Here is a 24,864-nt window from a genome sequence, read left to right on the forward strand (position 1 = left end):
TGGGGGGCACGGTGCGGATCATCGGGGCGCTCCGTACGGGGTCGGGGGGACGGTGCGGATCATCGGGACCCTCCGTACAGGCTCGGGGGGACGGCGCGGATCATCGGGACCCTCCGTACGGGATCTGGGGGACCGGGGCCGCGCTGTCGGTGAGGGTGGCGAGGACGCGGTCGGGGTGGACCGGTTCGGGCACGAGATCGGTCAAATGCACCTTGGCGGCGCGGGCGGCGTCCTCGATCTCGGTGCGCGACGCCTCCGCGACCGCGAGCCTGCCGTCGGCGCGCATCACCGCGTCGGTGAAGCCCCGCGCCGCCAGCACGGTCGCGAGCGCGATCGGGCTGGACGCGCCGACGATCAGCCGATCCGGATGACCGCGCCGCAGCCGCCGCGGACTGCCCTCGAACACCACCGTGCCCGCGCCGAGCACGACCAGCTGATCGGCCACCGGCAGCGCCGCGGCCAGGCTCTGCGCGGTGAACAGGGTGGTCCCGCCGCGGCGGGTGTGCCCGCGCAGCAGCTCGAACAGCCAATCCCGTTCGGCCCCATCGAGTCCCGCGAGCGGATCGTCCAGCAGCAACAGCGGCGGATCGTCGAGCAGCGCGACGGCCAGCGCGAGGCGGCTCGCCAGCCCCGGCGACAGGGCACCCACCCGCAGGTCGGCGACCGGCTCCAGTCCGGTGAACGCCAGCACCGCGGCCGCCCGTTCGTCGCTCACGCCCGCCGCGGCGGCCCAGACCCGTGACTCGCCGCGAACCGTGCGGCCCGGGTGCAGGCCGCGCGGTTGCAGCACGACCCCGACCGAGCGTTTGCCGGGCCGCGCCTTCGATCCGGGGCCACCGACCGCGGCCGTCCCGGAATCGGGGGCGAGCAATCCCGCGAGCACGCGGACCAGGGTGGTCTTACCGGAACCGGGCGGGCCGACGAGCGCGGTGGTGGTGCCCGCGGGCACCGTGAAGCTCACGTCCCGCAGCGCGGGCACCCCGTCGAACCGCTTGTGCAGCCCGGTGATCGCGAAGGCGAGCGATCGCGGCGCGCTCACCGCGGCTCGTTCCCGGGCGAATCGTCCAGTGCCGGAAGCGGATCCGCGTCGATCACCATCGGCCCGCGCCAACCGCGCGGCGGCGGCCCGAAGGCGTTGTGCGCGTTGCCGATCACGGTGCGGCCGATGGCGCGGTTGCCGAAACCGCCGATGGCCGCGCCGATTCCGGCCGGGATGACCTTGCCGACCATCAACGCGCCGCGCTTGGCCAGGAACTGCATCACGAACCGCTTCACCAGCGTGTCGTTCATCCCGCTGATACCGGGAATCCTGGTGGCCAGCAACGTGCCCCAGTTCTTGGCGGAATGCCCGACGCTCTTCTCGACGATCTCCATACCGCTCTCGCCGAGCACGACCGCCAGCACCAGGGCCCGGCGTCGCTCGCTGTCCTCGGGCGCGATGCCGTGCACCGCGGCGACGGCCAGGGTGAACACCGCCGACGCCTCCAGGAAGAACGCCGTCTCCGCGCTCATGGCCGCCAGCGAGGTGATCGTGCCGACGCCCGGGATGGCGGCCGTCGCGCCTACGGCCGTGCCGCTGCCGGTGACCGCGGTGAGGTACTGCCGCTCGAGCCGTTCGACGATCTGGGCCGGGCTCTCGTCGGGGTGGGCGCGTCGTAGCCGCTCGACGTACTTTGCGACCGCGGGCGCCTGCACCTGCGCTCCGTTGTCCAGCAGCGACACCACGGCCTTCTCCAGGCCGGATCTGAACATCGCCAACAACCCCTCTCGTTCGCTCAGCTGAGACTCTAACGAACGGACTCCGCGCGCCGGTTCCGTCGCGACGACCTACCGTGGAAGACGTGAGTGGCGTGTCCGATGGCGCGCGGGGTGTGCCGCATCCGCGACTGCGGCCGTTCCTGCGCGAATACGACGGCTATCTGCTGCGCGGCTTCCCGCCGGGCCGCCACATCGGCATGCCGAGCACCACGCTGACGGTCATCGTGACCATCGACGAGCCCCTCGACCTGCCCGTCGCCGGACATCCCGCCCAGCCCGGCGGCCGGTGGGACACCCTGGCCAGCGGACTGACCGTGCGGCCCAGCGTGATCGCGCACCGCGGCTTCCAGCACGGCATCCAACTGGCCCTCACGCCGCTGGGTTCGCGGGCGCTGCTCGGCGTGCCGGTGGCCGCGCTCGGCGCGTGGGTGATCGATCTGACCGATCTGCTCGGCCGCGACGCCGTCGAACTGCGCGAGCGGATCTCGGCCACGGACGTGTGGGCCGAGCGGTTCGCCGTCCTCGACGAGATCCTGTTGCGGCGGGTCGGCGAGGTGGCCATCGATCCCGCCCTGGATCGGGCCTGGCGGCTGCTGACCGACCGCTCCGCCGTCCCGCGGGTCGCCGACGTCGCCACCGAGATCGGTTGGAGCCGAAGGCATCTCGGCCATCGCTTCGCCGCCGAATTCGGCATCACGCCCAAGGACGCGGCCCGGCTGGCCCGCTTCGAGGCGTCGCACCGGATGCTGCGGTTGCCCGGCACGACCATCGCCCGCGTGGCCGCCGCGACCGGCTACTACGACCAGGCCCACATGGCCCGCGAGTGGCGGGAACTGGCCGGGGTGCCGCCGTCGCGGTGGCTGGCCGACGAACAGTTCCCATTCGTCCAAGACGACGCCTCAGCGGCTGCGCGAGGCTCGTACCCATGAGCGAGACAACCACTTCCAAGACCGTGATCTGGCCGACGTTCGTCTACCGCGACGCCGACAAGGCGATCGCCTTCCTGATCGAGGCGTTCGGCTTCGTCCAGCGCGCCCGCTACGGCAACGGCGACATCGTCGAACACGCCGAACTCGGCTGGCCGGGCGGCGGCGGCATCATGCTCGGCTCGGTGCGCGAGGGGATGGCGCTGTGCGATCAGCCGCCCGGCGTCGGCTCGGCCTACGTCGTGATCGACAACCCCGACGAACTGTACGAGCGCGCCAAGGCCGCCGGCGCCACCATCACCCGCGAACTGCGCGACGAGGACTACGGCTCTCGCGGTTTCACCTGCCGCGATCCGGAGGGCGTCTACTGGAGCTTCGGCACCTACGCGGGCACCCAGTGATCGGGGGGGCAGGGCCTCGGCCGGGCGGCTACCGAAGTCTCACACCGGAACCCAGTGATCGGCGGGCACCCGCTCCGCCGGTAGCGGCGGCGGGGGCGGGGTCCCGTCGCCGAAGGGCTTGCCGCCCAACGCCTCTCGGCCGTGCGGGGTGAGCCAGCCGGACAGGTCCGGGCCCTTCGGCACGATCCGGGTCGGATTGATGTCGGTGTGCACGATGTAGTAGTGCTGCTTGATCTGGGTGAAGTCGGTGGTGTCGCCGAATCCCGGGGTCTGGAACAGGTCCCGGGCGTAGGCCCACAGCACCGGCATCTCGGCGAGTTTGGCGCGGTTGCACTTGAAGTGCCCGTGATAGACCGCGTCGAAGCGGGCCAGCGTGGTGAACAGCCGCACATCGGCCTCGGTGATGGTGTCGCCCACCAGATATCGGCGATCGGCCAGCCGCTCGGACAGCCAGTCCAGCGCGGCGAACAGCCGATCGTAGGCGGCCTCGTAGGCGGCCTGGTCCCCGGCGAAGCCGCAGCGGTACACGCCGTTGTTGACCTCGGTGTAGACCCGCTTGTTCACTTCGTCGATCTCCGCGCGCAGCGGTTCGGGGTACAGCTGCGGCGCGCCCTCGCGATGGAATTCGGTCCACTCCGTGGAGAAGTCGAGGGTGATCTGCGCGAAGTCGTTGGTGGCCACGGCCCCGGTCGGCACGTCCACGATCGCGGGCACCGTGATGCCGCGCGGATAGTCGGGGACCCGCTTGAAGTACGCGTCTTGGAGGAAGTGGATCCCCAGCACGGGATCGACCTCACCCGGATCGAGATCGAAGGTCCAGCTGCGCTTGTCGTGGGTGGGTCCGCACAGACCCAGCGAGATCACCTGTTCGAGGCCGAGCAGCCGCCGCACGATCAGCGTGCGGTTGGCCCACGGGCACGCGCGCGCGGCGATCAGCCGGTAGCGGCCCGGCTCGACGGGATAGCCGTCGCGGCCGTCGGCGGTGATGCGGGTGGTGATGTAGTTCGTGTCCCGCTTGTACTCGCCGGGCTCGACGTAGCTGCCGTTGTTGGACGACGAGGTAGTCACGCGGCCAGTCTTCCACGCTTTCGCCGGGATCGATGACTGGATAGATTCGGCGGATGAGCGATTCGAGCACCCCGGCCGGAACCCAGCTGACCCGCGTCGAGACCGACAAGGGCGCCGAACTGGCCGTCCTGACCATCGACAACCCGCCGCTGAACCTGTTCGACAAGGCGCTGATGGAGTCGATCGCCGCCGATATCGCCGATCTGGCCGCCGCCCCGCCGCGCGCGGTGCTGCTGCGCGCCGCGGGCAAGGTCGTCTCCGGCGGCGTCGACGTGCACGTCTTCGACGGGCTGTCCGTCGAACAGGGCGCCGAGCTGTGGCGCGACCTGTTCGAGCGGATCATCCATCCGCTCGAATCCCTGCCCTGCCCGGTGGTCTTCGCCGCGCACGGGCTGACCCTCACCGCGGCCTTCGAGATCGCGCTGGCCTGCGACATCATCCTGGCCGCGCCCAAGGCGAGGTTCGGTCTGGTGGAGACCGTGGTCGGGCTGACCCCGTCGATGGGCGGGCCGCAGCGGCTCGCCGAGCGCGCGGGCTCGGGCCGCGCCCGCGAACTGGTGATGACCGGCGACCTCTACGACGCGACCACCCTGGCCGACTGGGGCGTGGTCAACGCCGTCCACGACGACGTCGACACCGCCGCCCGCGCGCTGGCCGCGCGCCTGGCCGACGGCCCCACCAAGGCGCACGCGGCGACCAAGGCCATCGTGGCCGCGTGGCGTTCCGGCGGTGTGGCACACGCGGATTCGGTGGTTCCGGAGGTGTCGGGCGAGCTGTTCGCCACCGCGGACCTGCAAGGGGCGGTCCGCAGCTTCCTCGAGGTCGGTCCGGGCAAGGCGAGCTACACCGGGCGGTGACGCGCCGGACACGTTCGTCGCCTATTCGCCCGCGCTTGTGATGTGCATCATATAGTCACAGGTGCGCGCATCGAGGCACTCGGAGGAACGCATGGCGCAGTCACTGGTGGAGTACCCGCAGCGAGTCTGCCGGCCAACGGATTTCGCGCCGCTGGCCCGCGGGGCCGACGGGGTGTTGCGGTACGGCAATCTGAATCCGGCGCTTACCGAGCTGCTCGACGTGCAGGTCCACGCGTTCTCCGGCCGCGAGGCGGTGGTCGAGATCGGCGGTCCGCGACTGACCTATCGACAGCTGTGGCACTCCGCCTCGCGCATCGCGGGCGGGTTGCAGGAGCACGGCATCGGCTACGGCGACCGGGTCGCGGTGCGGCTGCCGGTCGGGGTGCGCTGGGTGCAGGCGTTCCTGGGCGCGCTGCTGTCGGGTGCGGTGCCGGTGCTGGTGCAGGACGGGTTGCCCGCGGCGGTCGCCGAGCGCGTCCTCGCCGACAGCGACGCCGATTTCGTGCTCGCCGACGACTTCCCGGACGGGGCCGCCTACATCGACGACGGGGCGGCCCTGAACGAACTGGCGCTGCTGTGTTACACCAGTGGCGCTGTGGCGCAGGACGATTCGATCACGCCCAAGGGCGTCGAGTTGACCAACGAGAATCTGCTCTCGGCGATCCGCTCGGTCGTGGGCGCGCTCGACCTGCCGACCGACGGCATGCGCAATCTGGTGCTGCTGCCCTTGGCGCACGCCAGCGGCTGCGTCGATCAGCTGCTGCCCACGTTCGCGGTCGGCGGCACGGTGGTGCTGGTGCCCGAACCGGCGCTGATCGCGGAAACCATTGTGGCCGAACGCATCGACATGGTCTCGGCCACGCCGCGCATCTTCGCCGGGCTGCTGCCGGAACTGGCCGGGCTGCGCGCGGAGGGCGTGCGCCAGGTGTGCAGCGCGGGCCATCGCACCGAGGTCGCCGCCACCGGGCCGGGCACCTGCGAGGTCGTCTCGGCGGCCCTGCGCGAGGTGTTCCCGCTGGCCCGGCAGTGGTCGGTGTGGGGCGCCACCGAGACCAGCGGGATCGGCCTGGCGCTGGCCGACGGCGGCGACACCCACGCGGCCGACCTGCTCGGATTCCCCTTCGGCGGAACCGAATTGGCCCTGTGGGGCCCGCGCGCGAGCGCCGGTCGAGGCGAATTGCTCTGCCGCGGACCGAATGTCGCCCCCCGCTACTGGAACGACCCGCAGACCACCGAATCCCGCTTCACCGGCAGCTGGTTCCACACCGGCAACCAGGTCGAGATCGACGCCGAGGGCCTGGTCCACCGGGCCGAATGAGTCACTCCAGCAGCCGTTCCCGCAGCCGTTCCCGCAAGGGATCGCTCAGCCCGATCGCGTCCAGGTAACCGTCCAGGTCGCCGTAGATGCGTTGCATCGACGCGGTGCCCGCCGCGAGGTACTCGGGGTCGACGCCGAGCACGTCCAGCGGCAGTTCCACCCGGCCGCCGGAGTTGATCTCGACATCGCGTCGCAGGTGCTCGACCGCACCGTTGCTGAGCAGGAAGTCCTCCAGGATCTCGGTCTCGGTGACGCCGACCGCGCGCAGCAGGGTGGCGATGGCCCAGCCGGTGCGATCCTTGCCCGCCGCGCAGTGCACCAGCACCGCGCCGTCCCCGCGCACCAGCGATTCGGCGATGGTCACCAGCGCGACCCCGGCCTCGGCCATGGCCGGGAAGGACGCGTACACCTGCATCATCTCCGAGCGGCCGTCCTGGTAGACCACCTCGTGCGGCGGCTTCTCCCCGATCTTGGTGTCGAACGGGCTGAGCTCCAGCCGCACCCGCGGCGGCAGCACGTCGTGGCCGAGATGCTCGATCTCGCGCGGGCCGCGCAGATCGTGCACGGTCGCCACGCCGAGTTCGCGCAGGGTGGCCTGCCCGTCCTCGTCGAGCCGGCACAGATGCGCCGACCGCAGCAGCACGCCGCTGCGGACCTTCGCGCCACCGGCCGTGCGCAGGCCGCCGACGTCGCGGTAGTTGAACGTGCCGGAGATGAGCAGATGATCGGGTCGTGCGCTGGTCATCAATCAAGGCTAGGGCGGGGGCGGTAGCGCGGGGGTGTCGTTTGCCGATCGAACGGACGAATCCGCGGTGGCGTGTGGGATCGGCCACAGCTGGGGGATTCAACCCCCCGGACACCGTAAAGTTTGCTGGTCGGACGAAACGAGGGCGCACGCGTCCCCGCGGCGTCCGTTCGGTCGCGAGGCGGTACCGGAGGGGTAACAAAACAATCTTCCGGTTTGAAAATCCGATTTAAACTGATCGCGATCCTTGAAAAAGCTCTAATATTGATCAAGTTGGACGGGTCGACCGGGGCGATCCCGGTGCGATCGAAGCAGACCGCAAACCCGTTGAGCGAGCCGCGCCAGGCGAGGTGCGCGCGTTCTTTCGCCCGAGGGAGTCGTTGTGAGCGCAAGTAGAGAGATGATGGTGATCCGACCGCGTCCGGCGGTCGCGCAGGCCGTCGAACAGGCGGCCGCTGCCCTGGACTACACCGGCACCCGCGCGCTGCGGGTGCTGTTACATGCCGGGGTGAGCGCGATGTGGCCGAGCATCAAGGCCGCGCCGGACAAGCATCTGCGCTCCTACGAGTCCGCGATCGCCGCGCTGCGCCGGCGCTGGGGCAGCCGCGGTGAGTGCGCGGCCGATTCGGTCGCGGCGGAGATGTTCCGCGATCTCGACGCCGAGGCCGCCGCCTTCCTGCAACTGTGCGCCGAGCGCTCGCGCACCGAATGGCTCGAACCGGTCGAGGCCGTGGCCGCGTACTCGGTAGCCGTCCTCCAAGGCACGGTCCTGCGCTGGCTGGCCGACTGCGACGACGAGACCACGCTGGTCGTCATCGACGATCTGGTGTCGAGCCTGTCCACCAAGGCCGCCGACCTCTGAGGCATCTGGACGCCTGACCAGTTTCATGGTTCAGTGGAACCCGTGACAGACGTGTCGCCGATTCCCGGCCTGCACGCGGCCACGGCCGAGCTGGATCCGCCGCTGGCCGCCCTCGATCTCACCGCCCTGCGCGCGAACGCGGCCGATCTCGTGCGCCGCGCCCGCGGGGTGCCGATCCGGGTCGCCAGCAAGTCGGTGCGCTGCCGGGCGGTGCTCGAGGAGGTGTTGGGCGGCGGCCTCACCGCCGCCGGGGGCTTCGCGGGGATCATGTCCTACGCGCTGCCCGAGGCGATCTGGCTCGCGCGCCGGGGCGCGGGCGACATCCTGCTGGGTTATCCGACAGCGCATCGGGCCGCGCTCGCCGAACTCGGCGGCGACGAGACGTTGCGCGCCGCCATCACGCTCATGATCGACGATGTCGCGCAGCTGGATCTCATCGACGCCGTGCTCGCCGGGCGCCGCGCCCGGCCGCGGGTGTGCCTGGACGTCGACGCGTCGCTGCGGATCGGGCCGCTGCACCTGGGCGTGCGCCGCTCGCCGATCCGCACCCCCGAGCAGGCCGCCGAGCTCGCGCGCACCGCGCGGGCGCGCGGCTACGACGTCGTCGGCGTGATGACCTACGAGGCGCAGATCGCCGGACTGCCCGATACCAATCCCGTTGTGCGCCTGGTGAAACGGGCCTCGGCCCTCGAGATCGCGGAGCGGCGGCGGCAGGTCCTCGACGCGGTGCGGTCGGTGGTCGGCGAGCTCCGGATCGTCAACAGCGGCGGCAGCGGTTCGATCGAGGTGAGCGTGGCCAGTCCGGAGGTCACCGAGGTGACCGCGGGCTCGGGCCTCTACGTGCCCACCCTGTTCGACGGCTACCGCGGTTTCACCCCGCGCCCGGCGCTGTTCTTCGCGTTGCCGGTGCTGCGCCGCCCGGCCCGCGGCATCGCCACGGTCTTCTCCGGCGGCTACATCGCCTCCGGTCCCGCGGGTAAATCCCGCGTGCCGAAACCGGTGTGGCCCAGCGGTTTACGGCTCATCGGCACCGAGGGCGCGGGCGAGGTGCAGACCCCGCTGACCGGCGCGCCGGAACTCACCGTGGGCGACCGGGTCTGGTTCCGCCACGCCAAGGCCGGGGAACTGTGCGAACGCTTCGACGAACTCCACCTCGTCGATGCCGACGGCACCCGCGTCGCCGTCCCCACCTACCGCGGCGAGGGGCGCGACTTCGGCTGACCCGCGGACGCCGCCGGATTGGACAGTTCCAGGAACGCGGCCAGATCGGCCAGCTCCGAGGGGGTTTCGGGTAGGTACTCGGTGAGCAGGGCGGAGTGCACGATCACCGCGGACCACATGGCGCGCGAGACGGCTGTGGTCAGCCAGTGGCGGGACAGCAGCGCGCCGATGCCGTGGGGCGCGTCGGCGGGGGTGGAGGTGGCGGTGGAGACCAGTACCACGGCGGCCTCGCGGCCCTGGAAACGTTCGGTCGTGCCGACCACGACGTCCTCGATCCGGGCCCGCGACAACAGGGTTCGGATGCGCGCCACCTGCGCGTGATAGGGCGCGACCACGAGGATGTCGTGCGGATGCAGCCTGCGGGTCACCGCGCCCTGCCGCCACGGCAGCCCGAGCAGCGCGCGCACCTGACGCACGATCTCGCGGGCCTCCTCCACCGATTCGGTGCCGTTGCCGCGGTGCCGCACCGGCACCATCCGCACGCCGGGCGGGATGTCGGCCAATTCCCGTGCGAGGGTGACGGTTTCGTTGGAGCGCAGCCGGTCGCCGTAGCGCAGCCGGGACACCGGGGCGCACAGCTGCGGATGCATCCGCCAGGTGCGGTCCAGGAAGTAGCCGAATTCCGGTGGCAGCGTGGGGGATTCGCCGACCAGGCGGCCCAGTGCAGATTCGGCGACCGGTTCCGGGTGGGTGCCGTGCGTCGGCAGCGGCGCGGGATCGCCGAGCAGCAGCAGATTGCGCGCGCTGCCCGCCACCGCGACCGCGTCCGCGAGCGGGAAATGCCCCGCGTCGGGCAGCACCAGCAGATCCAGCACGCCGGGGGCGATGCGCTCGGGATCGGCGAAATCCCCGGGCAGGCCGCCGATCACGCAGCCGTTCACGGCGTTGTCCAGGAACCGGGGGTACCGGGCCGGATCGATCGCCAGCCACTCCGGCGCGACCTCCTGCGGATCGGATTTGGCCACCAGCTCCGGCAGCACCCCCGCGCGCACCACCGCGTCGAGCACCTCCTCGACGGCCGAATGCGATTGCGCCACCACGCCTATCCGCCACTTGTGCCGGGTCACGAGCCGTTCGACGACCCGCGCACCGGTATCGGTCTTCCCGGTGCCGGGCGGTCCCTGCACGGCCACGCAGGAGTCGTCCAGATCGAGCACCGCGGCCGTGACGGCGGCCGCGTGATCACCGAAGACCTCCGGCAGCTCCCCACCCGACAGCAGCCGGGGCGGGCGGCGGCACAGCAGATCGAACGCGGCCGTCAGCGGCGCCTCCGGCAGCGTGACCAGCAACTGATTGGCCGTCGCGGTCAGTGCCGCCGCGATGTTCTCGTCCCCGCCGGGCGGCCGCGGCACGATCGCGATCGGCAACTCGTCATAGGGCGCGCACCCCTCCGGCAGCAGCTCCTCGACGCGCACGATGTCATCGGAGTTGTCGTCGCGCGCACACCCGAGCACGGTCGCCGCCGCAACGGCCCGCCGCCCCGGCGCGGCCGACATGCCCGGCATAGCCGAGGAACCCGGGATCACCGAGGAGCCCGCCATCGCCGAAGAACCTGGCACCCCCGAAGAACCCGGCATCGCCGACGAGCCCGGGATCATCGACGTATCCGGCATCGACGACATGCCCGGCACCGGATGGTCGTACAGCGTGAGCACCGGCGTGCCGGGCGGCGGCGTGCTGCCGGTGCCCAGCCGCCCGGTGAGTTTGAGATAGCGGCGCATCGGGCGCTGGCCGGTGCTGTGCCATTTGGTGTCCACGCTGCCCCAGTCCGCCACGAGAACCCCTGGGCCGTCGGCCCATTCGGCGATGGGGCGGTGCAGGCGGTCGGTGTGCGCCCAGTGCAGTGGGCGGCGTTCGCGGCGGTGGTAGGCCAGCACGGCGGCGGTGAGGGCGGCGATCTCCTGGCCGGGGGTGCGGGGTTCGTCTGTGCCGTAGGCGAATTCGCGCAGGGCGGACTCGACCGCCGACGGCGTCTCGGGCACGGTGTCGCGCGGGGCGGGGCGGGGGCGCACGTCGTGCTCGTCGGCCAGCGCGCGCAGCCGATCGCGCACCAGCAGGGTGAGCGCGGTCGCGGATTCGATGGGATCGCAGTCGGATTCGGGCACCCGGTCGAGCAGGGTCGCCAGATCCGTGAGCCGATACGACGGCTCGCCCACCAGCAACGCCGCCCGCACGATCGGATACAGATCCAGCAACGCGCCCAGCAGATCGTCCACGATGCCCTCGTCGACGCCGCAGCGGGCGCACAGGTCGGCCAGCACTTCCCGCGCGGCCGAACGGTAGTGGTAGATCCGCAGATCCGGATGGCGTTCCTGCCGATCGGCCAGGAACTCCAGCAGCGCGGCCGGATCATGGGCGATGTCGAAGGCGTGGAACAGGATCGCGGGCGGTTCGCCCTCGTCGCTGGTGCGGGTGGGCGCGACGCCGACCCCGGCCACCGTGGCCGGCGTACCCGCCAGGGTGAGGAAGACGTCGCCCGGGGTGGTCGGCGGCAGCGCGGCCAGCGCGGTCGCGTCGGTGACTACGCACACCGGCTCCCCGGTGCGCTCGCGGCGCAGTTGCGCCTCGGCCTGGCGGCGCAGCGTCACGAAGGTCTGGGTGGCGACGCCGCGCACCGCCGTCTCGGTCCGTGCCAACCGGTCCACCGTGGTGATGCCCGCGGCGTGCAGCTGGGCGCGCACCGCCGGGCGCATGCCGGCCACCAGCAGCAGGTCCCGGCCCGTCACCAATTCGGCGGTGCAGGTGGCGCATTCGCCGCACGCCAGATAACGGGGATCGCCCCACTGCACGGGCAGCAGCTCGTCCTGTTTGGCCTCGAGGATGGCCGCCACCCGGCGGCGGCGCGCCCGCACGACCGTCATGGCATCGGACAGTTCGCGTGTGCGTTCCCCGCTCGCCGTCCGCACGAGGACGCGAGGATGAACCCCGAAACCGTTGCGCTGCAAGGCTTCCGCGCAGGCGGCGGCACGAATCAGCCCGACGATCGGGGCGTCGCCGGTGGCGTCGTAGAGCTGATAGGTCGTCTCCGGCGGGACGACCGGATCGTCGGTCGCGGCGGGCGGTGACAGCGCCCCCGGGGCCCAGCCGTCCGGGCCGGGGGTCGATCGGTCGAGGGCGTCGCCGTCGATGACCTGTTCGTAGGCCGCCTCGTCCAGCGGGAACAGCCAGCGCTGATCCTCCGGCACCGGGGTCTGTTCGGGACGTTCGCGCGGTGCGGCGCGCGAGGGCGGCGCGGCGGCCTCCTCGACCGGCTCCGGGGTCGCGGGCGGCATGGGCGGCGCCGGGGTACGCACCAGCGCACTGCCGTACGCGACGAGGGCGCCGTCGAAGAACACCGGCCCGAGGATCACCTCCACACCGGCCGACAGGGCGGCGATGGTTCGATCGTGCGCGCGGGTCAGCGCCGCGACCGTCTCGGCGGGCGAACCGAATTCGACCGGATCGATGCGGACGGGCTCGTGCCCGAACCGTTCTCGCAGGTCGTCGCCGAATCCCTCGGGCGGGGACGCGAAATCCAGGCCGCACCCCGCGCGGCCGCCGAGGCCGAGTTCGGCATCGAGCGCGCGCAGCAGCGCGAACTCGCAGCGCGCCGCCTCCACCAGGTCGCCGGTGCTGCACACGACACGATCACCGAACAGAATCAATCGCGGCCCTCCTGAGTTTCGGACACCCGCACCAGACCGCACATCCTCGTGTGTCAGCCGCGCTCAGCGTAATCATTCGAGGTGGCGGGGCGTGGCGTGAGGGGGGCGTGTCGCGCCTGCGACCGAACGGAAGGAAAATCACGGTCATGCAGACCGGTCAACCCAGCCGCACCGCGATGGCGGCCGCCCGCCATCGAGCCGACCATCAGGAACTGGAGGGCGGCAGTATCTTTCGCGACCCCCTCGCCCGCGCCGTGCTGGCCGGGGTCGAGCCCCGCGGCGACCACCTCGCGCACGCGGGGCGGCAGCGCATGCGCGGATTCATCGTGCTGCGCGCCCGATTCGCCGAGGACGCGCTCGCCGACGCGGTGGCGAACGGAACGGACCAGGCGGTCGTCCTGGGCGCGGGACTGGACACCTTCGCCTACCGCAACCCCTATTCGAATCTCCGGGTATTCGAGGTCGACCATCCCGCCACTCAGGAGTGGAAGCGGGAGCGGTTGGCGGCGGCCGGGATCGCGATCCCGGATTCGGTCGCCTACGTGCCCGTCGATTTCGAACGGGACGATCTGGGCGCGAGCCTGCGCGCGGCGGGATTGGCCGCGGACCGCCCCGCGTTCGTGATCTGGCTGGGCGTCACGGTGTACCTGACCCGCGCCGCCCTCGCCGAAACCCTGCGCGCGCTGGGCGAACTCGCCCTGGGCAGCGAACTCGTCTTCGACTACGGCACCCCCATTCCGCCCCCGGCCACCCCGGAGGAGCGGACCGCGCACGAGGATCGGGAACGCCGACTGGCCGCGGCGGGCGAGCGGTGGATCACCTTCCTCACTCCGGCCGAGGCGGCGGAGTTGTTGCGCGACAACGGCTTCCAGGTCCTCGAGGACAACCCGGTCGGCGCCCTGACCCCGCGCTACATCGACGGCGCGCCCGCGGTGGCGGCCGGTCCGCGGCTGGTGCGGGCCCGCGTCGGCGGCTGATCCGGTGCCGTACTTCCAGGGCGGCCGCGGGCGGTTGCACTACCGGATCCGGGCGGTGCCGCGCCCGCGCGCCGTGGTGGCGCTGCTGCCGGGCAGCGGCCAGCACAGCGGGCACTATCAGCGGTTCGCGCGCGCGTTGAGCGCGCGCGGCATCGAGACGTGGGCCCTGGACACCGCGGGTCAGGGCCTGAGCGAGGGAGATCCCGACAATCCCGGCGCCCCCGCGGAATTGGCGGCCGACGCCCGCGCGTTCACCGATCTGATCCGCGCCCGCCACCCGGATGTGCCGCTCGTCGTCGTGGGTCATTCGCTCGGCGCGGCCACGGCGTTGACCGCGTGGCTCGAATGCGCCGCCGTGGTCCTCACCGGCACCCCGGCCCGCGCGGTCGCGGCATTGCCCGAGGTCCCGGCGCATCCGCCGGTGCTGGCACTGCACGGCGTGGACGATCGCCGCGCGCCGATCGATCCGATCAGGGAGTGGACCGCGCGCGGGCGCTCGATAGGCTTGCGTGAGTACGCCGATGCCGGGCACGATCTCCTGCACGAGCCGGTACACGCACGGGTCACGGCCGATATCGCGAAGTGGATCGACGGCGTCGTCGCCGAATGGCATGACGACCGGATGAACCGAGCACGAGAAAGGGGGACCGGTGCAATCTCAGGAGAAGGCGGATCTGCGCGCTGATGTCGCGGCCCTGTCGCAGGCGGTCGAGGACGGCACGCTGTGGATCGACGGCGTCCACGTCACCGAGGGCACGCACGAGCGCTGCGCCCAGCGGTACGAGGAACTGGCCGAACGGATCGAGAGCCAGCTCGGCGGGCTGCGCGCGGCGGTGTCGCTGCCCGGCTTCGGCGGTTTCGAATCCGGCAACGCGCTGCGGCGCGGTTTCGAGAGCAAGGCCGCCGAGGCGCTGCAACGGTTGCAGGAGTACGCCGACGCCGCCCGGCAATTCGCGGATACGCTGCGCGCGGCGGGCGCGGTGTACGCGCGGCACGATTCGGACGCGGCCACGGCCCTCGGCCGGATCGGCGCGCAGACCGTGGGGGTGGGTCATGCATGAGGTGGGCGGGCGCGCGGCCACCCCGGGCACCGATCCGGACTACGCGCCGAACTGCGAGGTGTTCGATCATCTCGGCTACGACGAGATCTATCGCGCTGTGGCGCAACTGAAGCCGGAGGTGCTCACGGCCGGACGGCAGGCGTGGCAGCGCTCGGCGACCGGGGTGGGGGAGGCGGTGCAGCAGGCGCACGCCGAGATCCGCGGGGCCATGGCCGACGGCTGGCGCGGTCCGGGTGCGGCGGTGGCGGCGGCGGCGATGCAGTCATTCGAGGAACTGGGACAACATCTCTCGGATGTGCTGGCCGTGGTCGGGCAGCGGCTGGACCAGGCCAACGACGCGGCGGAGACGCTGCGCGCGGCCCTGTCGAAACCGGTTGCGGCGCAACCCGATCTGGAGGCCGCGCTGCTGGATCCCAAGCAGGCCACCGCGAATACGGCCCTACAGAAGACGGCGGAGAATCTGCGGCTGGACGCCGTGCGGGTGATGCACACGGTGTACGAGCAGACGTTCCTGCCCACCGGCTCGCAGGTGCCCGCCTTCCACAGCGGCGGGCTGTACCCGAATACGGTGGTGGTGGAGGGGCCCGCGGATCCGACCGCGCCCGGGGGCGGTTCGGCCGATGTCATGCGGCCCGGTGCCGTGGTGGGCGGGGACGCGGTGGTGCGTCCGGTCGCCGAAACCGTCACGCCGACAAACGAATCCGTCGCGGATGGGGCGAGTGCACGGAAAGGTGAGGTGACCGAAGGGGTTTCGGCCGCGGTTCCGACTTCGCCCGCCGCGGCGACCGCTCCCGTGGCTGCGACCGCGCCCTCCGTGGCGACCACGCCCGTCTCCGTTCCGGCATCGGAACCGGTCACCGCGACGACTGCCTCCGTGTCGAATACCGCTGCGCCGCATGTCGTTTCGCCGAGCGGTGCGCCCGGTGCGTCCCCCGCGGCCGCCGCGCCGATCTCGGCCCCTGCCACCCGGATCGCCGCCGCCGACAGCGAACAGCAGCGCAAACGCGACGACCGCCGCGACGGGAACGGGACCGGCGGCACCGATGCCATCGGCGGTATGGGCGCGGGCGTGGTGGGCGGTCTGGCCTCCGGCGCCTTCGCCGCGAGCGGTGACACCATGCGGCCCGCCGCCGCGACGCCGGTGCGCCCCAAGGTCGTCCGGTTCGACGACGAGGACGACGACGAGTACTACTCCGACTTCGACGAGCCCACCTATCTGGAACCGGGCGAGCCCGGCGGCGATCTGGTGGGCCGGATGGATCCGACCACCCCGCCGGTGCTGGGGGAATGGGCTGAGGAGTGAGATGGACCCTCACCCCCGATCAGTTCGCGCTGGCGTGGGAGCGGACCGACGGTGATCGCATCCCGTATCCGCTGGCGGTCCGGCTGTCGGCGCGCACCAGCGACGAGCGCGCGGCCCAACTGCCCGCGCTGAACGAATGGTGCGCCCGCACACTGGATCCCGATCTGGAGGCGGCGCTGCGGGTGCTGGCCCGGCCCGCCATCCGGGTCGAGGTCTTCGGGGAGCAGGGTCCGCCGGAGCAGGCGCAGCCGGTCCGCGTGCTGGGCGCCACGGCCGGACACGTCGCGGTGGTGGCGGCGCAGCGGGCGGGCGCGGATCCCGAGCGCGGCGAGGCCGTGCGGCTGTTCGTCGGGCACCCCAGAACTCTTGCCGCGCGGGTGATTTCGGTGCTGCCCGAGAGGGAACCCGGTGGCCTGCCGCGCTACACCGCGCCGCTGAACCGGGTGCGGGAGGACAGCCGGGATCTGGTGACCGTCCCGGTCTCCGGTCCGACGGTCTCCGCGCGCATGCGGCGGCTGCTGAAACAGCCGCGCGAGGGCATCGGGCAGATCGTGGTGTCGGTGCGGCGCGCGGACGATACGGTGCGCCCGCTGGGGGTGCTGTGCTGGATCGATGTGGCGGGCGACGGGCGGTACGCGATCCGCACCCGCACCGATGTCGACATCGTCCCGGTGACGGCGGAGGCGTTCGCGGCCCAGCTGCGTCCGGTGCTCGCCGCCGCGGAGCGGCTGATCGCCGACCACGCGGTGTGGTGACCCGGCGTCAGCCCGCGCCGTCCCGCAACAACTCCACGACCTCGTCGTCCTCGAGCTGGTGGAAATCCTCGTAGGCCCCGCCGACGCCGCCGAGCACGCGGGGGACGAAGGGGCAGACGACCTCGTCGGCGAGGGGTTCGACGCGGTGCAGCGCCTCGATGGAGGAGACGGGGACCGCGACGGTGATGCTGCGGGGGGCGTGCATGCGGGTGACCCGGCAGGCGACGGCGACGGTCGCGCCGGTGGCCATGCCGTCGTCGACGATGACCGCGGTGCGGTCGGCGAGGGGGACGGGCGGGAGTTCGGCGCGCAGAAACCGTTGGCGGCGTTCGAGTTCGGTGAGTTCGGCGTCCTCGACGTCGGCGAGCTGGTCGGGGGTGACGCCGGTGTGCTGGACGACGTCGTCGTTGAGGACGCGGACGCCGCCCTCGCCGATCGCGCCCATGGCCAGTTCGGGTTGCCAGGGCACGCCGAGTTTGCGGACCAGCAGCACGTCGAGTTGGCCGCCGATCACCGAGCGCACGCCCGCGGCGACCGGCACCCCGCCCCGGGGCAGGCCCAGCACCAGGGGGTGCGCCGCCCGCAGGTGGGTCAGCGACCCACCCAGCGCGCGCCCGGCCGCGACCCGATCGGGGTAGATCATGGTGCGGTCCAGTCTAGGGCGAGATGGTGAAACGCCGCAGCGACAGACTCGGATTGGTGGTGCGGACCTGCTCGAGGTGGTCGAGGTCGACCCGGGCGGTGGCGATGCCGTCGGCCTCGCCGAGTTCGGCCAGCACGGCGCCCATCGGATCCACGATCATCGACGCGCCCGCCCCGCGCGGCGTCGCCTGATCGGCGGCGGCCACGTAGACGGTGTTCTCGATGGCCCGCGCGCGCAGCAGCGTCGTCCACTGGTCCACCTTGGCCGGACCCGGAATCCATTGCGCCGGAAGCAGAATCACGTGCGCCCCGGCCGCGGCGACGCGACGGCAGCCCTCCGGGAAGCGCAGATCGAAACAGGTCTGCAAGCCGAACACCACCCCGTCCACGGTGAACGTGGCCGGATCGGCGATATCGCCCGCCAGCACGATATCGGACTCGCGGAAGCCGAACGCGTCGTACAGATGCACCTTCCGATACACCGCCGCGAAGTCCGCCTCGGGCCCCGCCGCCACGAGCGTGTTGTAGATCCGCCCGCTCTCCTCGCCGCCCGGCGCCTCCACCACCCCCGCCACCAGATGCACCCCGAATTCGGCTGCCAGCCCGCGCAATCCGGAGACGAACTCCCCCGTGATCGGCTCGGCCGCCGCCACCACCCGCTCGTCCAGCCGTTTCACCGCGAACATCGAATACTCCGGCGCCACCACCACCCGCGCCCCGTACTCCGCCGCCGCCCGCACATGCTCCCGCAACATCGCGAGATTCGCCGCCTTGTCGGTGTACGGCCCGAACTGCACCACGGCCACATCCACCGCCCGCGCCGGCGTCGGCACCGGCGCGGGCGCCGGACTCGGCTCCGCTACCGCCTCCGTCCCACCCACCGGAACCGACCCACCGGCCTGCACGGCCGTCGAACTGCTGATCACGACCGACGGCACCACGCCGGACACGGACTGCTGGGGTTGCATACGTCTCACCGTATTGTCCCGACGCCCCGCCCGCCCACCAGGAGCCTCGAGCTGGGCGGGATTGTTGTAAACCACATCGGTTTCGAGTTGTCGGGTGGTCGAGCAGCGACCGACGGTAGCCTGGGCGAGTACCACTCCAGCATGTTCGATCTGACCTACCAGCGAGGAACGCGACACGGTGACCGAAGCTGTCGACATCGGAAAGATCCACGACTTGGCTGCGGTGGTAAGACAAGCCACTCCCGCCACCGACATGACCTCGCGGGAGATCTACGAAACCACCGCATCATTGCTCGCGGTCGTGTCGGCCCTGAGCGATCTGGTGGCCGAAACGGCCCGTCGCACAGCAGAACTCGTTCCCACCGGCGACGACTCGCACCTGACTCTGGCCGAATCCCAGCTCAGGCAGGCTGCGGGGCACATCATGGCGTTTCGCTGGGAGCTGGGCCGTGCGGTCGGTGCGGACGTCAAGATCCAGCGGATCGGAGATCACGGCCCGCGCGGAGTCGAACCCACTGATTGAAGCGGGTCCGACTCGGCGATGCTCACGGACGCGTCAAATGCACGTTGGAGAAACAGCCTATGTACCGCTCCTCGTGATCCATGATCGAGACGTACACATCCGCGCTGTTCCCCGCTAGGTCCAGCCGGTAATTCAGCGGATGGCCCTGATTGTCCCACCAGATCTTGACCGTATCGTGATGACCGTTCCCGTCGCTGTAGTCGATGAAGGCGACACCGGAATCGTCGTTGACCACGGGGGACAGATCCGTGCCGAGGATTCGCACCGACCACTCGTCACCACCACGAATCACCCGGAAGTGAATGTGGTCATTGCAGTGCGAAGGTGGTGCTTGGATCGGTTGAGGTTGAGGTGTCCTCGCCTGCCAGCCGGTCGTCGTGAGCCCGGGAGCGGTCAGTTGCGCGGCGCCGACGGCGGTCGCCGGAGCCGACAGTGCCGGGCACATCATCAGGCACACGAACATAGCGAGTTGCATCACGCGAACAGGCACAACAATCCCCTCCCAGTTTCCTACTTGCCCCCCGCGAACCAGAGGTTGCGCAGTGTTATATGCCGATGGACTGGCCTGAATCCCCCAGCGGCTCAACGAAATACGAGGTTCATTCTACCCCGTTGGCGAGACTTGGCGGAAGACCTTTGCGAACCGGACGCGTCGGGCAGTGAGTGCTTGAACGGATCGAAACTCGCTGGGTAGCAAACGATTTGGTGTCGCACGCGCGCGGGGTCATTATCTTGTGTCCCTCGCCGCGAATGCGGCAAATCTATACCTCGGACTCGCGAGTTCGCGTGCCGAGTACTCACCGACATATCGAGTTCTGAGATCTGAAACCGTGGGCACGACATGATGCGCAGTAGCGGTGTGATGATCGGCACGCTGGGGCGGCCTCTCATGGGAGGCGCTGGTCGTGGCCCTGTGTCGGTACGAAATCCGGAGGAGATTGCGGGTCGGTGCCCCACGAGCGTCCAGGATCGGCGGGCTCGGTGGCTCGTCGCGGGAGAGCAGTGGCGGTGGGTCGAACGTCAGCTAGTAAACTGCTGGTCAATATGAACACTCCACCGGTCGACAGCGTTGCCCATGACAACGAGAGGGACGCAGCCGACCCGTCCTTCGCCGATCTAGGTATCGATGACCGCCTGCTCGCGGCCATCGCCGATGTCGGCTACGAGTCTCCCTCCCCGATCCAGGCGGCGACGATTCCGCCGTTGCTGGCGGGGGCCGATGTCGTGGGGCTGGCGCAGACGGGGACCGGGAAGACGGCGGCGTTCGCGATTCCGATCCTCATGGGGCTCGAGGGTAAGGGGAAGGCGCCGCAGGCGCTGGTGCTCGCGCCGACGCGGGAGCTGGCGATCCAAGTGGCCGAGGCGTTCGGGCGGTACTCCTCGCATCTGCCGGGGGTGCACGTGCTGCCGGTGTACGGCGGCCAGAACTACGCCGTGCAGTTGTCGGGGCTGCGCCGGGGCGCGCAGGTGGTGGTCGGCACGCCGGGGCGCATCATCGATCACCTCGAGCGCGGCACGCTGGATCTGACCCAGCTGCGGTATCTGGTGCTCGACGAGGCCGACGAGATGCTCAAGATGGGCTTCCAGGAGGACGTCGAGCGGATTCTCGCCGACACCCCGGCCGACAAGCAGGTGGCCCTGTTCTCGGCGACCATGCCGTCCGCGATCCGCAAGATCTCCAAGCAGTATCTGAAGGATCCGGTCGAGATCACGGTCAAGACCAAGACGACCACCAACACCAACATCACCCAGCGCTACGTGCAGGTGTCGCATCAGCGCAAGCTCGACGCGCTCACCCGCATCCTCGAGGTCGAGTCCTTCGAGGCGATGATCATCTTCGTACGCACCAAGCAGGCCACCGAGGAACTGGCCGAAAAGCTCCGCGCCCGTGGCTATTCCGCCGCGGCCATCAACGGCGACATCGCGCAGAACCAGCGCGAGCGGACCATCGGCCAGCTCAAGGCCGGATCGCTGGACATCCTGGTCGCCACCGACGTGGCCGCCCGCGGACTCGACGTGGACCGCATCTCGCACGTGGTCAACTACGACATCCCGCACGACACCGAGTCCTATGTGCACCGCATCGGCCGCACCGGCCGCGCGGGCCGCACCGGTGAGGCGCTGCTGTTCGTCGCCCCGCGCGAACGCCGCCTGCTCGACGCCATCGAACGCGCCACCCGCCAGCCGCTCACCGAGATGCAGCTGCCCACGGTCGAGGACGTCAACGCCCAGCGCGTGGTGAAGTTCCAGGACGCCATCACCGAGAACCTCGCCTCCGACAATCTGGCGCTGTTCCGCAAGCTCATCGAGGACTACGAGGCCGAGCACAACATCCCGCTCGCCGATATCGCCGCCGCGCTGGCCGTGGGCGCGCACGACGGCGAGAACTTCTTCATGGAACCCGAGCCGGAGCCCGAACGCGGCCGCCGCGACCGGGACCGCCGCCGCGAGCCCGGCGCACCCGCCGGCCCGAACCGCGTCACCGGCGGCGAGATGGCGACCTACCGCATCGCGGTCGGCAAGCGACACCGCGTGGTCCCCGGCGCGATCGTCGGCGCGATCGCCAACGAGGGCGGCCTGCGCCGCAGCGACTTCGGCCACATCAGCATCCGCCCCGACCACAGCCTGGTGGAACTGCCCGCCGATCTCCCCCCGGAAACCCTGGATGCTTTGCGCCGCACCAGAATCAGCGGCCAACTCATCCAACTCCAACTCGATCAGGGCCCACCCAACCACCGCGCGATGCCCCGCAACCATCGCCGCGACCCCAAACGCCCGGACCGCCGCAAGCCCCGTTCCTGAATCACGAAGGCCCCCGGCGGAATCCGCCCTCGGAGTCGAGCACCTGCCCGACCACCCAGCGCCCCGCATCGGACACCAGCCAGGCGATGAGCCGCGCCGGATCGTCCGGATGCCCGGCCTCGCCGCGCGGGAAGGCCCGCCGAAGGCGGTCCAGGCCCTCGGGGGAGAGGTATCCGGTGTCGACGGGCCCCGGGTTGACGGTGTTGAGCAGGATGCCCCGCTCGACGAGTTCGGCGGCGACGGTGGCGGTCAGCCCGGCCAGCACGGATTTCGCTGCGGCATAGGCGATTTCGCCCGGCAGCGGGCCCAGATGCTGTCCGGACGTCAGCCACACCACCCGCCCGCGATCGGTGACCGCGTCGCGTTCGGGGCGGTAGCGCCGCGCGAACTCGCGGGTGAGCAACAGCACCGAGCGCGCGTCGACGGCCCAATGGGTGTCCAGCATGTCGGCGTCGATGTCGAGCAGGGTGCCGTCGCCGCCGCTGCGCGCGTGATCGGCCACCAGGATGTCCACGTGACCGAATTCGCTTGCGGCGGCGGCCATTACGCGCTCCGGTGCGACGGGATCGGCGAAATCCACACTCATATCAAATATCCGGGTCACCGCCGCGAGTTCCCGCCGGACCGCGCCGATGTCGTCCGCGCCCCACGGCTGCGCCTCGTCGTGCGGAACCCAATGCGTCACAAGGAGATTCGCGCCCATGGCGGCCAAGCGCCGCGCGACCGCGAAGCCGATTCCCCGCCGTCGGCTCACCCCCGTGACGATCGCGACGCGCCCCGACAGTTCCCCCGGCATCGGCTCACCCCTTCGCCCGCGTCCCGCACATCGGCTGACACGTCGACGACATCATCGGCGCGCGCTCGGCGTCAACCTGTTTTCGCGACGACTGGCCCGGCCTCGCCGGACGCTCGTGCCTCGACACAGCCGGGGGAACGCGGGCGTCCCCGGATCAGTTGGGCGTAACCGGCCCGTTCTCGCCCGGCGCGCCCTTGTCGTCCGTCGTGCCCGAACGCGGTGCGGGTCGCCCCGGTGCGGCGGACGGGCTCGGAACCGGTTGGGCCGGAGCGGCATTGGGGTCCGACGGTAGGGGCTCGTCGGCGACGCTGAACATGCCGACGGTCGGGGTCATCACGCACAGGGAGGTCGGGTAGTTGATCGTGCCCCACATGGTGGCGACGATGGTGCCCGCGCCGGTTTCGACCGTCTTGGACAGGCCGGGCAGGTGGTAGTCGGTGAGATCGTCGAGCGGGTCGATTCCGGCGCGGCCGTTGTTGACGTTCACCCAGGCGACGGTCAGGCCCGAGGAGATCGGGAAGCCCGTCACGGCGGGGGTGGCCTGGAAGGTCAGGGTGCCCGGGGCGCCCGCGATGCCGCGCGTCGACCCGGCCTCGCCCGAGATCCCCGAGGCGGCGGTCAGGGTGAAGAAGGTGTCGCCGCAGCCGACCGTCGGCGCCTGGTACGCGAACGGCGCGAAACCGCCCGCGACCTGCTCCAGGTGCGCGGCGGTGATGAGATGCGCGGCCCTCGCGGTGGACTCGACCCCGGCCCGGGCCGCCGGATCGTCGCCCGCCGTGGCGGTCAGCCGCTCGATCGCGGTGTCGAGGGGGGATTGCGCGGGTTCCGCGATGGCGCTGCCGAACGTGGCCGCCGCCCCCACTGCGAGGGCGGCCGCGGTCACGGCCAGGCGCGCGATGGTCCTGCCGGTCATCCGAGCAACGTACCAGTTCGTCAACGGATCGCGCCGCCTCGGTTACATCCACGCCACCCCGGGCAGACTGTGATCCAGCGGACAACCCTCCATTACCGAGGGGTAGGTTTGATCACGGACAGTCCGAACACGGTGGGAGACGCCCATGAAACTTGCCTTGTCACCCGATGAGGTGGCCTTCCGGGACGAACTGCGGGAGCTCTACCGGACCAAGATTCCGGCGGAGATCCGTGACAAGATCAAATACGGCAGAGAGCTCTCCCGCGACGACATCGTCACCTCGCACAAGATCCTGCACGAGCACGGCCTGGCCGTGCCGAACTGGCCGGTCGAGTGGGGCGGCAAGGACTGGACGCCGATCCAGCGCCACATCTGGGAGGACGAGCTGCAACTGGCGTGCGTGCCCGAGCCGCTGACGTTCAACGCCAACATGATCGGCCCGGTGATCGCGCAATTCGGCTCGCAGGAACTCAAGGAGCGCTTCCTCCCGCCGACCGCCGCCCTCGACATCTGGTGGTGCCAGGGCTTCTCCGAACCGGACGCGGGGTCGGACCTCGCCTCGCTGCGCACCACCGCCGTGCGCGACGGCGACTCCTACATCGTCAACGGTCAGAAGATCTGGACCACCCTCGCCCAGTACGCCGACTGGATCTTCTGCCTGGTCCGCACCGATCCGCAGGCGCCGAAGAAGCAGGCGGGCATCTCGCTGCTGCTGTTCGACGTCAAGACCCCCGGCGTGACCATCCGCCCGATCAAACTGATCGACGGACATCACGAGGTGAACGAGGTCTTCTTCGAGAACGTCCGCGTGCCCGCCGACCAGCTCGTCGGCGAGGAGAACATGGGCTGGACCTACGCCAAGTTCCTGCTGGGCAACGAGCGCACCGGCATCACCGGCGTGGGCCGCACCAAGGTCAAGCTCGCCGTCGCCAAGGAGTACGCGGCGAAGACCTCGGTCGGCGACGGCACCCTGCTCGAGGATCCGCTGTTCGCCTCCCGCATCGCGGAATTGGAGAACGAACTGCTCGCGCTGGAGCTGACGCTGTTGCGGGTGGTCGCCAATTCCCAGGAGGGACGGCCGAATCCGGTCTCGTCGGTGCTCAAGCTGCGCGGTTCGGAACTTCAGCAGGCCGCCACCGAGCTGCTGCTCGACATCGCCGGCCCGGACGCGCTCCCGGTGAACGCCGAGGGCATCGGTTCCCCGGACTGGGCCCAGCGCAGCGGGCCGTCCTATCTGAACTACCGCAAGACCACCATCTACGGAGGCTCGAGCGAGGTGCAGCGCACCATCATCGCCTCCACCATTCTCGGATTGTGAGGCGCC

The 24,864-nt window shown here is 70.8% G+C and carries 24 protein-coding genes; 14 read left to right on the forward strand and 10 right to left on the reverse strand.

The window, feature by feature from the left end; translation table 11 throughout:
* Positions 1-100: 100 nt before the first annotated feature.
* Entirely contained in the window at positions 101-1,039 is a 939-nt protein-coding gene (locus tag ACFYTQ_RS21950; protein ID WP_387363783.1) for an ATP-binding cassette domain-containing protein, read from the reverse strand.
* Positions 1,036-1,752: a hypothetical protein gene (locus ACFYTQ_RS21955; RefSeq protein WP_387363786.1), complete on the reverse strand. Its 717-nt coding sequence runs from the start codon at positions 1,750-1,752 to the stop codon at positions 1,036-1,038. Before ACFYTQ_RS21955 ends, ACFYTQ_RS21950 begins: the two co-directional genes overlap by 4 nt.
* Positions 1,753-1,841: 89 nt before the next feature.
* On the opposite strand from ACFYTQ_RS21955, the gene ACFYTQ_RS21960 reads away from it, so the two are divergent.
* Together ACFYTQ_RS21960 and ACFYTQ_RS21965 are read left to right on the forward strand one after the other, a co-directional pair.
* The gene (locus tag ACFYTQ_RS21960; RefSeq protein ID WP_387363788.1) at positions 1,842-2,687 is read left to right on the forward strand and encodes a helix-turn-helix domain-containing protein; all 846 of its coding nucleotides are present in this window, start codon (positions 1,842-1,844) and stop codon (positions 2,685-2,687) included.
* Positions 2,684-3,085, forward strand: coding sequence for a VOC family protein (locus tag ACFYTQ_RS21965; RefSeq protein WP_387363791.1), 402 nt, complete (start codon positions 2,684-2,686; stop codon positions 3,083-3,085). Before ACFYTQ_RS21960 ends, ACFYTQ_RS21965 begins: the two co-directional genes overlap by 4 nt.
* Positions 3,086-3,124: 39 nt before the next feature.
* Here ACFYTQ_RS21965 and ACFYTQ_RS21970 read toward each other — a convergent pair whose 3' ends face one another.
* Complete coding sequence (locus ACFYTQ_RS21970; RefSeq protein ID WP_387363794.1) at positions 3,125-4,153, reverse strand: glutathione S-transferase family protein; 1,029 nt, start codon at positions 4,151-4,153, stop codon at positions 3,125-3,127.
* Positions 4,154-4,206: 53 nt separating this feature from the next.
* Between ACFYTQ_RS21970 and ACFYTQ_RS21975 the strand changes: the two genes are divergently transcribed.
* Positions 4,207-5,010: an enoyl-CoA hydratase/isomerase family protein gene (locus ACFYTQ_RS21975; RefSeq protein ID WP_387363797.1), complete on the forward strand. Its 804-nt coding sequence runs from the start codon at positions 4,207-4,209 to the stop codon at positions 5,008-5,010.
* 91 nt (positions 5,011-5,101) lie between these two features.
* Positions 5,102-6,328, forward strand: coding sequence for a class I adenylate-forming enzyme family protein (locus ACFYTQ_RS21980; protein ID WP_387363800.1), 1,227 nt, complete (start codon positions 5,102-5,104; stop codon positions 6,326-6,328).
* 1 nt (position 6,329) lies between these two features.
* Here the strand turns inward: ACFYTQ_RS21980 and ACFYTQ_RS21985 are convergent, their stop codons facing one another.
* Complete coding sequence (locus ACFYTQ_RS21985) at positions 6,330-7,073, reverse strand: tyrosine-protein phosphatase (protein WP_387363802.1); 744 nt, start codon at positions 7,071-7,073, stop codon at positions 6,330-6,332.
* 382 nt (positions 7,074-7,455) lie between these two features.
* Here ACFYTQ_RS21985 and ACFYTQ_RS21990 point away from each other — a divergent pair, with 382 nt between their 5' ends.
* Positions 7,456-7,935 (forward strand): TetR family transcriptional regulator, encoded by a 480-nt coding sequence (locus tag ACFYTQ_RS21990; protein ID WP_387363805.1) that lies wholly within the window; start codon positions 7,456-7,458, stop codon positions 7,933-7,935.
* A gap of 51 nt (positions 7,936-7,986) precedes the next feature.
* On the forward strand, positions 7,987-9,156 hold the full coding sequence (locus ACFYTQ_RS21995) for an amino acid deaminase/aldolase (protein ID WP_387364266.1): 1,170 nt from the start codon (positions 7,987-7,989) through the stop codon (positions 9,154-9,156).
* Here the strand turns inward: ACFYTQ_RS21995 and ACFYTQ_RS22000 are convergent.
* Positions 9,126-12,800 carry an AAA domain-containing protein gene (locus ACFYTQ_RS22000; RefSeq protein ID WP_387363808.1) on the reverse strand — a complete coding sequence of 1,225 codons (3,675 nt, stop codon included), beginning with the start codon at positions 12,798-12,800 and terminating at the stop codon, positions 9,126-9,128. The two genes, ACFYTQ_RS21995 and ACFYTQ_RS22000, sit on opposite strands and share 31 nt — an antisense overlap.
* Before the next feature lie 146 nt (positions 12,801-12,946).
* Between ACFYTQ_RS22000 and ACFYTQ_RS22005 the strand changes: the two genes are divergently transcribed.
* Genes ACFYTQ_RS22005 through ACFYTQ_RS22025 form a run of 5 tightly spaced genes read left to right on the forward strand, consistent with a single transcriptional unit; the run spans position 12,947 to position 16,896 of the window.
* Positions 12,947-13,777 carry a class I SAM-dependent methyltransferase gene (locus tag ACFYTQ_RS22005; protein WP_387363811.1) on the forward strand — a complete coding sequence of 277 codons (831 nt, stop codon included), beginning with the start codon at positions 12,947-12,949 and terminating at the stop codon, positions 13,775-13,777.
* 4 nt (positions 13,778-13,781) lie between these two features.
* Complete coding sequence (locus ACFYTQ_RS22010; protein ID WP_387363814.1) at positions 13,782-14,462, forward strand: alpha/beta hydrolase; 681 nt, start codon at positions 13,782-13,784, stop codon at positions 14,460-14,462.
* A complete protein-coding gene (locus ACFYTQ_RS22015) occupies positions 14,428-14,838 on the forward strand; it encodes a hypothetical protein (protein ID WP_387363816.1) in 411 nt (136 codons plus the stop codon). The genes ACFYTQ_RS22010 and ACFYTQ_RS22015 overlap by 35 nt, the downstream gene beginning before the upstream one ends.
* Positions 14,831-16,141: a hypothetical protein gene (locus ACFYTQ_RS22020; RefSeq protein WP_387363819.1), complete on the forward strand. Its 1,311-nt coding sequence runs from the start codon at positions 14,831-14,833 to the stop codon at positions 16,139-16,141. The genes ACFYTQ_RS22015 and ACFYTQ_RS22020 overlap by 8 nt, the downstream gene beginning before the upstream one ends.
* Positions 16,138-16,896, forward strand: a complete 759-nt coding sequence (locus ACFYTQ_RS22025; RefSeq protein ID WP_387363821.1) for an ESX secretion-associated protein EspG — start codon at positions 16,138-16,140, stop codon at positions 16,894-16,896. Before ACFYTQ_RS22020 ends, ACFYTQ_RS22025 begins: the two co-directional genes overlap by 4 nt.
* A gap of 7 nt (positions 16,897-16,903) precedes the next feature.
* Here the strand turns inward: ACFYTQ_RS22025 and ACFYTQ_RS22030 are convergent, their stop codons facing one another.
* Positions 16,904-17,539, reverse strand: coding sequence for a phosphoribosyltransferase (locus tag ACFYTQ_RS22030; RefSeq protein WP_387363824.1), 636 nt, complete (start codon positions 17,537-17,539; stop codon positions 16,904-16,906).
* A gap of 13 nt (positions 17,540-17,552) precedes the next feature.
* Complete coding sequence (locus ACFYTQ_RS22035; RefSeq protein ID WP_387363827.1) at positions 17,553-18,506, reverse strand: carbon-nitrogen hydrolase family protein; 954 nt, start codon at positions 18,504-18,506, stop codon at positions 17,553-17,555.
* Between the two features lie 178 nt (positions 18,507-18,684).
* On the opposite strand from ACFYTQ_RS22035, the gene ACFYTQ_RS22040 reads away from it, so the two are divergent.
* Entirely contained in the window at positions 18,685-19,029 is a 345-nt protein-coding gene (locus ACFYTQ_RS22040; protein WP_387363830.1) for a hypothetical protein, read from the forward strand.
* Between the two features lie 22 nt (positions 19,030-19,051).
* Here ACFYTQ_RS22040 and ACFYTQ_RS22045 read toward each other — a convergent pair whose 3' ends face one another.
* A complete protein-coding gene (locus ACFYTQ_RS22045) occupies positions 19,052-19,519 on the reverse strand; it encodes a hypothetical protein (RefSeq protein ID WP_387363833.1) in 468 nt (155 codons plus the stop codon).
* Between the two features lie 554 nt (positions 19,520-20,073).
* On the opposite strand from ACFYTQ_RS22045, the gene ACFYTQ_RS22050 reads away from it, so the two are divergent.
* Positions 20,074-21,831 carry a DEAD/DEAH box helicase gene (locus ACFYTQ_RS22050; protein ID WP_387363836.1) on the forward strand — a complete coding sequence of 586 codons (1,758 nt, stop codon included), beginning with the start codon at positions 20,074-20,076 and terminating at the stop codon, positions 21,829-21,831.
* Position 21,832: 1 nt separating this feature from the next.
* Here the strand turns inward: ACFYTQ_RS22050 and ACFYTQ_RS22055 are convergent, their stop codons facing one another.
* Together ACFYTQ_RS22055 and ACFYTQ_RS22060 are read right to left on the reverse strand one after the other, a co-directional pair.
* Positions 21,833-22,627, reverse strand: coding sequence for an SDR family oxidoreductase (locus ACFYTQ_RS22055; RefSeq protein WP_387363839.1), 795 nt, complete (start codon positions 22,625-22,627; stop codon positions 21,833-21,835).
* Between the two features lie 154 nt (positions 22,628-22,781).
* Complete coding sequence (locus ACFYTQ_RS22060) at positions 22,782-23,540, reverse strand: hypothetical protein (RefSeq protein WP_387363842.1); 759 nt, start codon at positions 23,538-23,540, stop codon at positions 22,782-22,784.
* Between the two features lie 145 nt (positions 23,541-23,685).
* Between ACFYTQ_RS22060 and ACFYTQ_RS22065 the strand changes: the two genes are divergently transcribed.
* A complete protein-coding gene (locus ACFYTQ_RS22065) occupies positions 23,686-24,858 on the forward strand; it encodes an acyl-CoA dehydrogenase family protein (RefSeq protein WP_387363845.1) in 1,173 nt (390 codons plus the stop codon).
* Positions 24,859-24,864 lie beyond the last annotated feature (6 nt).

Origin of the sequence: Nocardia sp. NPDC004068, from assembly GCF_042874315.1 — a bacterium.
GTDB lineage: Bacteria > Actinomycetota > Actinomycetes > Mycobacteriales > Mycobacteriaceae > Nocardia.

What these genes read in the sequence shown, in the direction of transcription:
- ACFYTQ_RS21980 (WP_387363800.1), top strand. Translation starts at nt 5,102, where the DNA reads ATGGCGCAGTCACTGGTGGAGTACCCGCAGCGAGTCTGCCGGCCAACG.
- ACFYTQ_RS22020 (WP_387363819.1), top strand. Translation starts at nt 14,831, where the DNA reads ATGCATGAGGTGGGCGGGCGCGCGGCCACCCCGGGCACCGATCCGGAC.
- ACFYTQ_RS21955 (WP_387363786.1), bottom strand. Translation starts at nt 1,752, where the DNA reads ATGTTCAGATCCGGCCTGGAGAAGGCCGTGGTGTCGCTGCTGGACAAC.
- ACFYTQ_RS22005 (WP_387363811.1), top strand. Translation starts at nt 12,947, where the DNA reads ATGCAGACCGGTCAACCCAGCCGCACCGCGATGGCGGCCGCCCGCCAT.
- ACFYTQ_RS22060 (WP_387363842.1), bottom strand. Translation starts at nt 23,540, where the DNA reads ATGACCGGCAGGACCATCGCGCGCCTGGCCGTGACCGCGGCCGCCCTC.
- ACFYTQ_RS21985 (WP_387363802.1), bottom strand. Translation starts at nt 7,073, where the DNA reads ATGACCAGCGCACGACCCGATCATCTGCTCATCTCCGGCACGTTCAAC.
- ACFYTQ_RS21965 (WP_387363791.1), top strand. Translation starts at nt 2,684, where the DNA reads ATGAGCGAGACAACCACTTCCAAGACCGTGATCTGGCCGACGTTCGTC.
- ACFYTQ_RS22050 (WP_387363836.1), top strand. Translation starts at nt 20,074, where the DNA reads ATGAACACTCCACCGGTCGACAGCGTTGCCCATGACAACGAGAGGGAC.
- ACFYTQ_RS22030 (WP_387363824.1), bottom strand. Translation starts at nt 17,539, where the DNA reads ATGATCTACCCCGATCGGGTCGCGGCCGGGCGCGCGCTGGGTGGGTCG.
- ACFYTQ_RS22035 (WP_387363827.1), bottom strand. Translation starts at nt 18,506, where the DNA reads ATGCAACCCCAGCAGTCCGTGTCCGGCGTGGTGCCGTCGGTCGTGATC.
- ACFYTQ_RS22055 (WP_387363839.1), bottom strand. Translation starts at nt 22,627, where the DNA reads ATGCCGGGGGAACTGTCGGGGCGCGTCGCGATCGTCACGGGGGTGAGC.
- ACFYTQ_RS21975 (WP_387363797.1), top strand. Translation starts at nt 4,207, where the DNA reads ATGAGCGATTCGAGCACCCCGGCCGGAACCCAGCTGACCCGCGTCGAG.
- ACFYTQ_RS22065 (WP_387363845.1), top strand. Translation starts at nt 23,686, where the DNA reads ATGAAACTTGCCTTGTCACCCGATGAGGTGGCCTTCCGGGACGAACTG.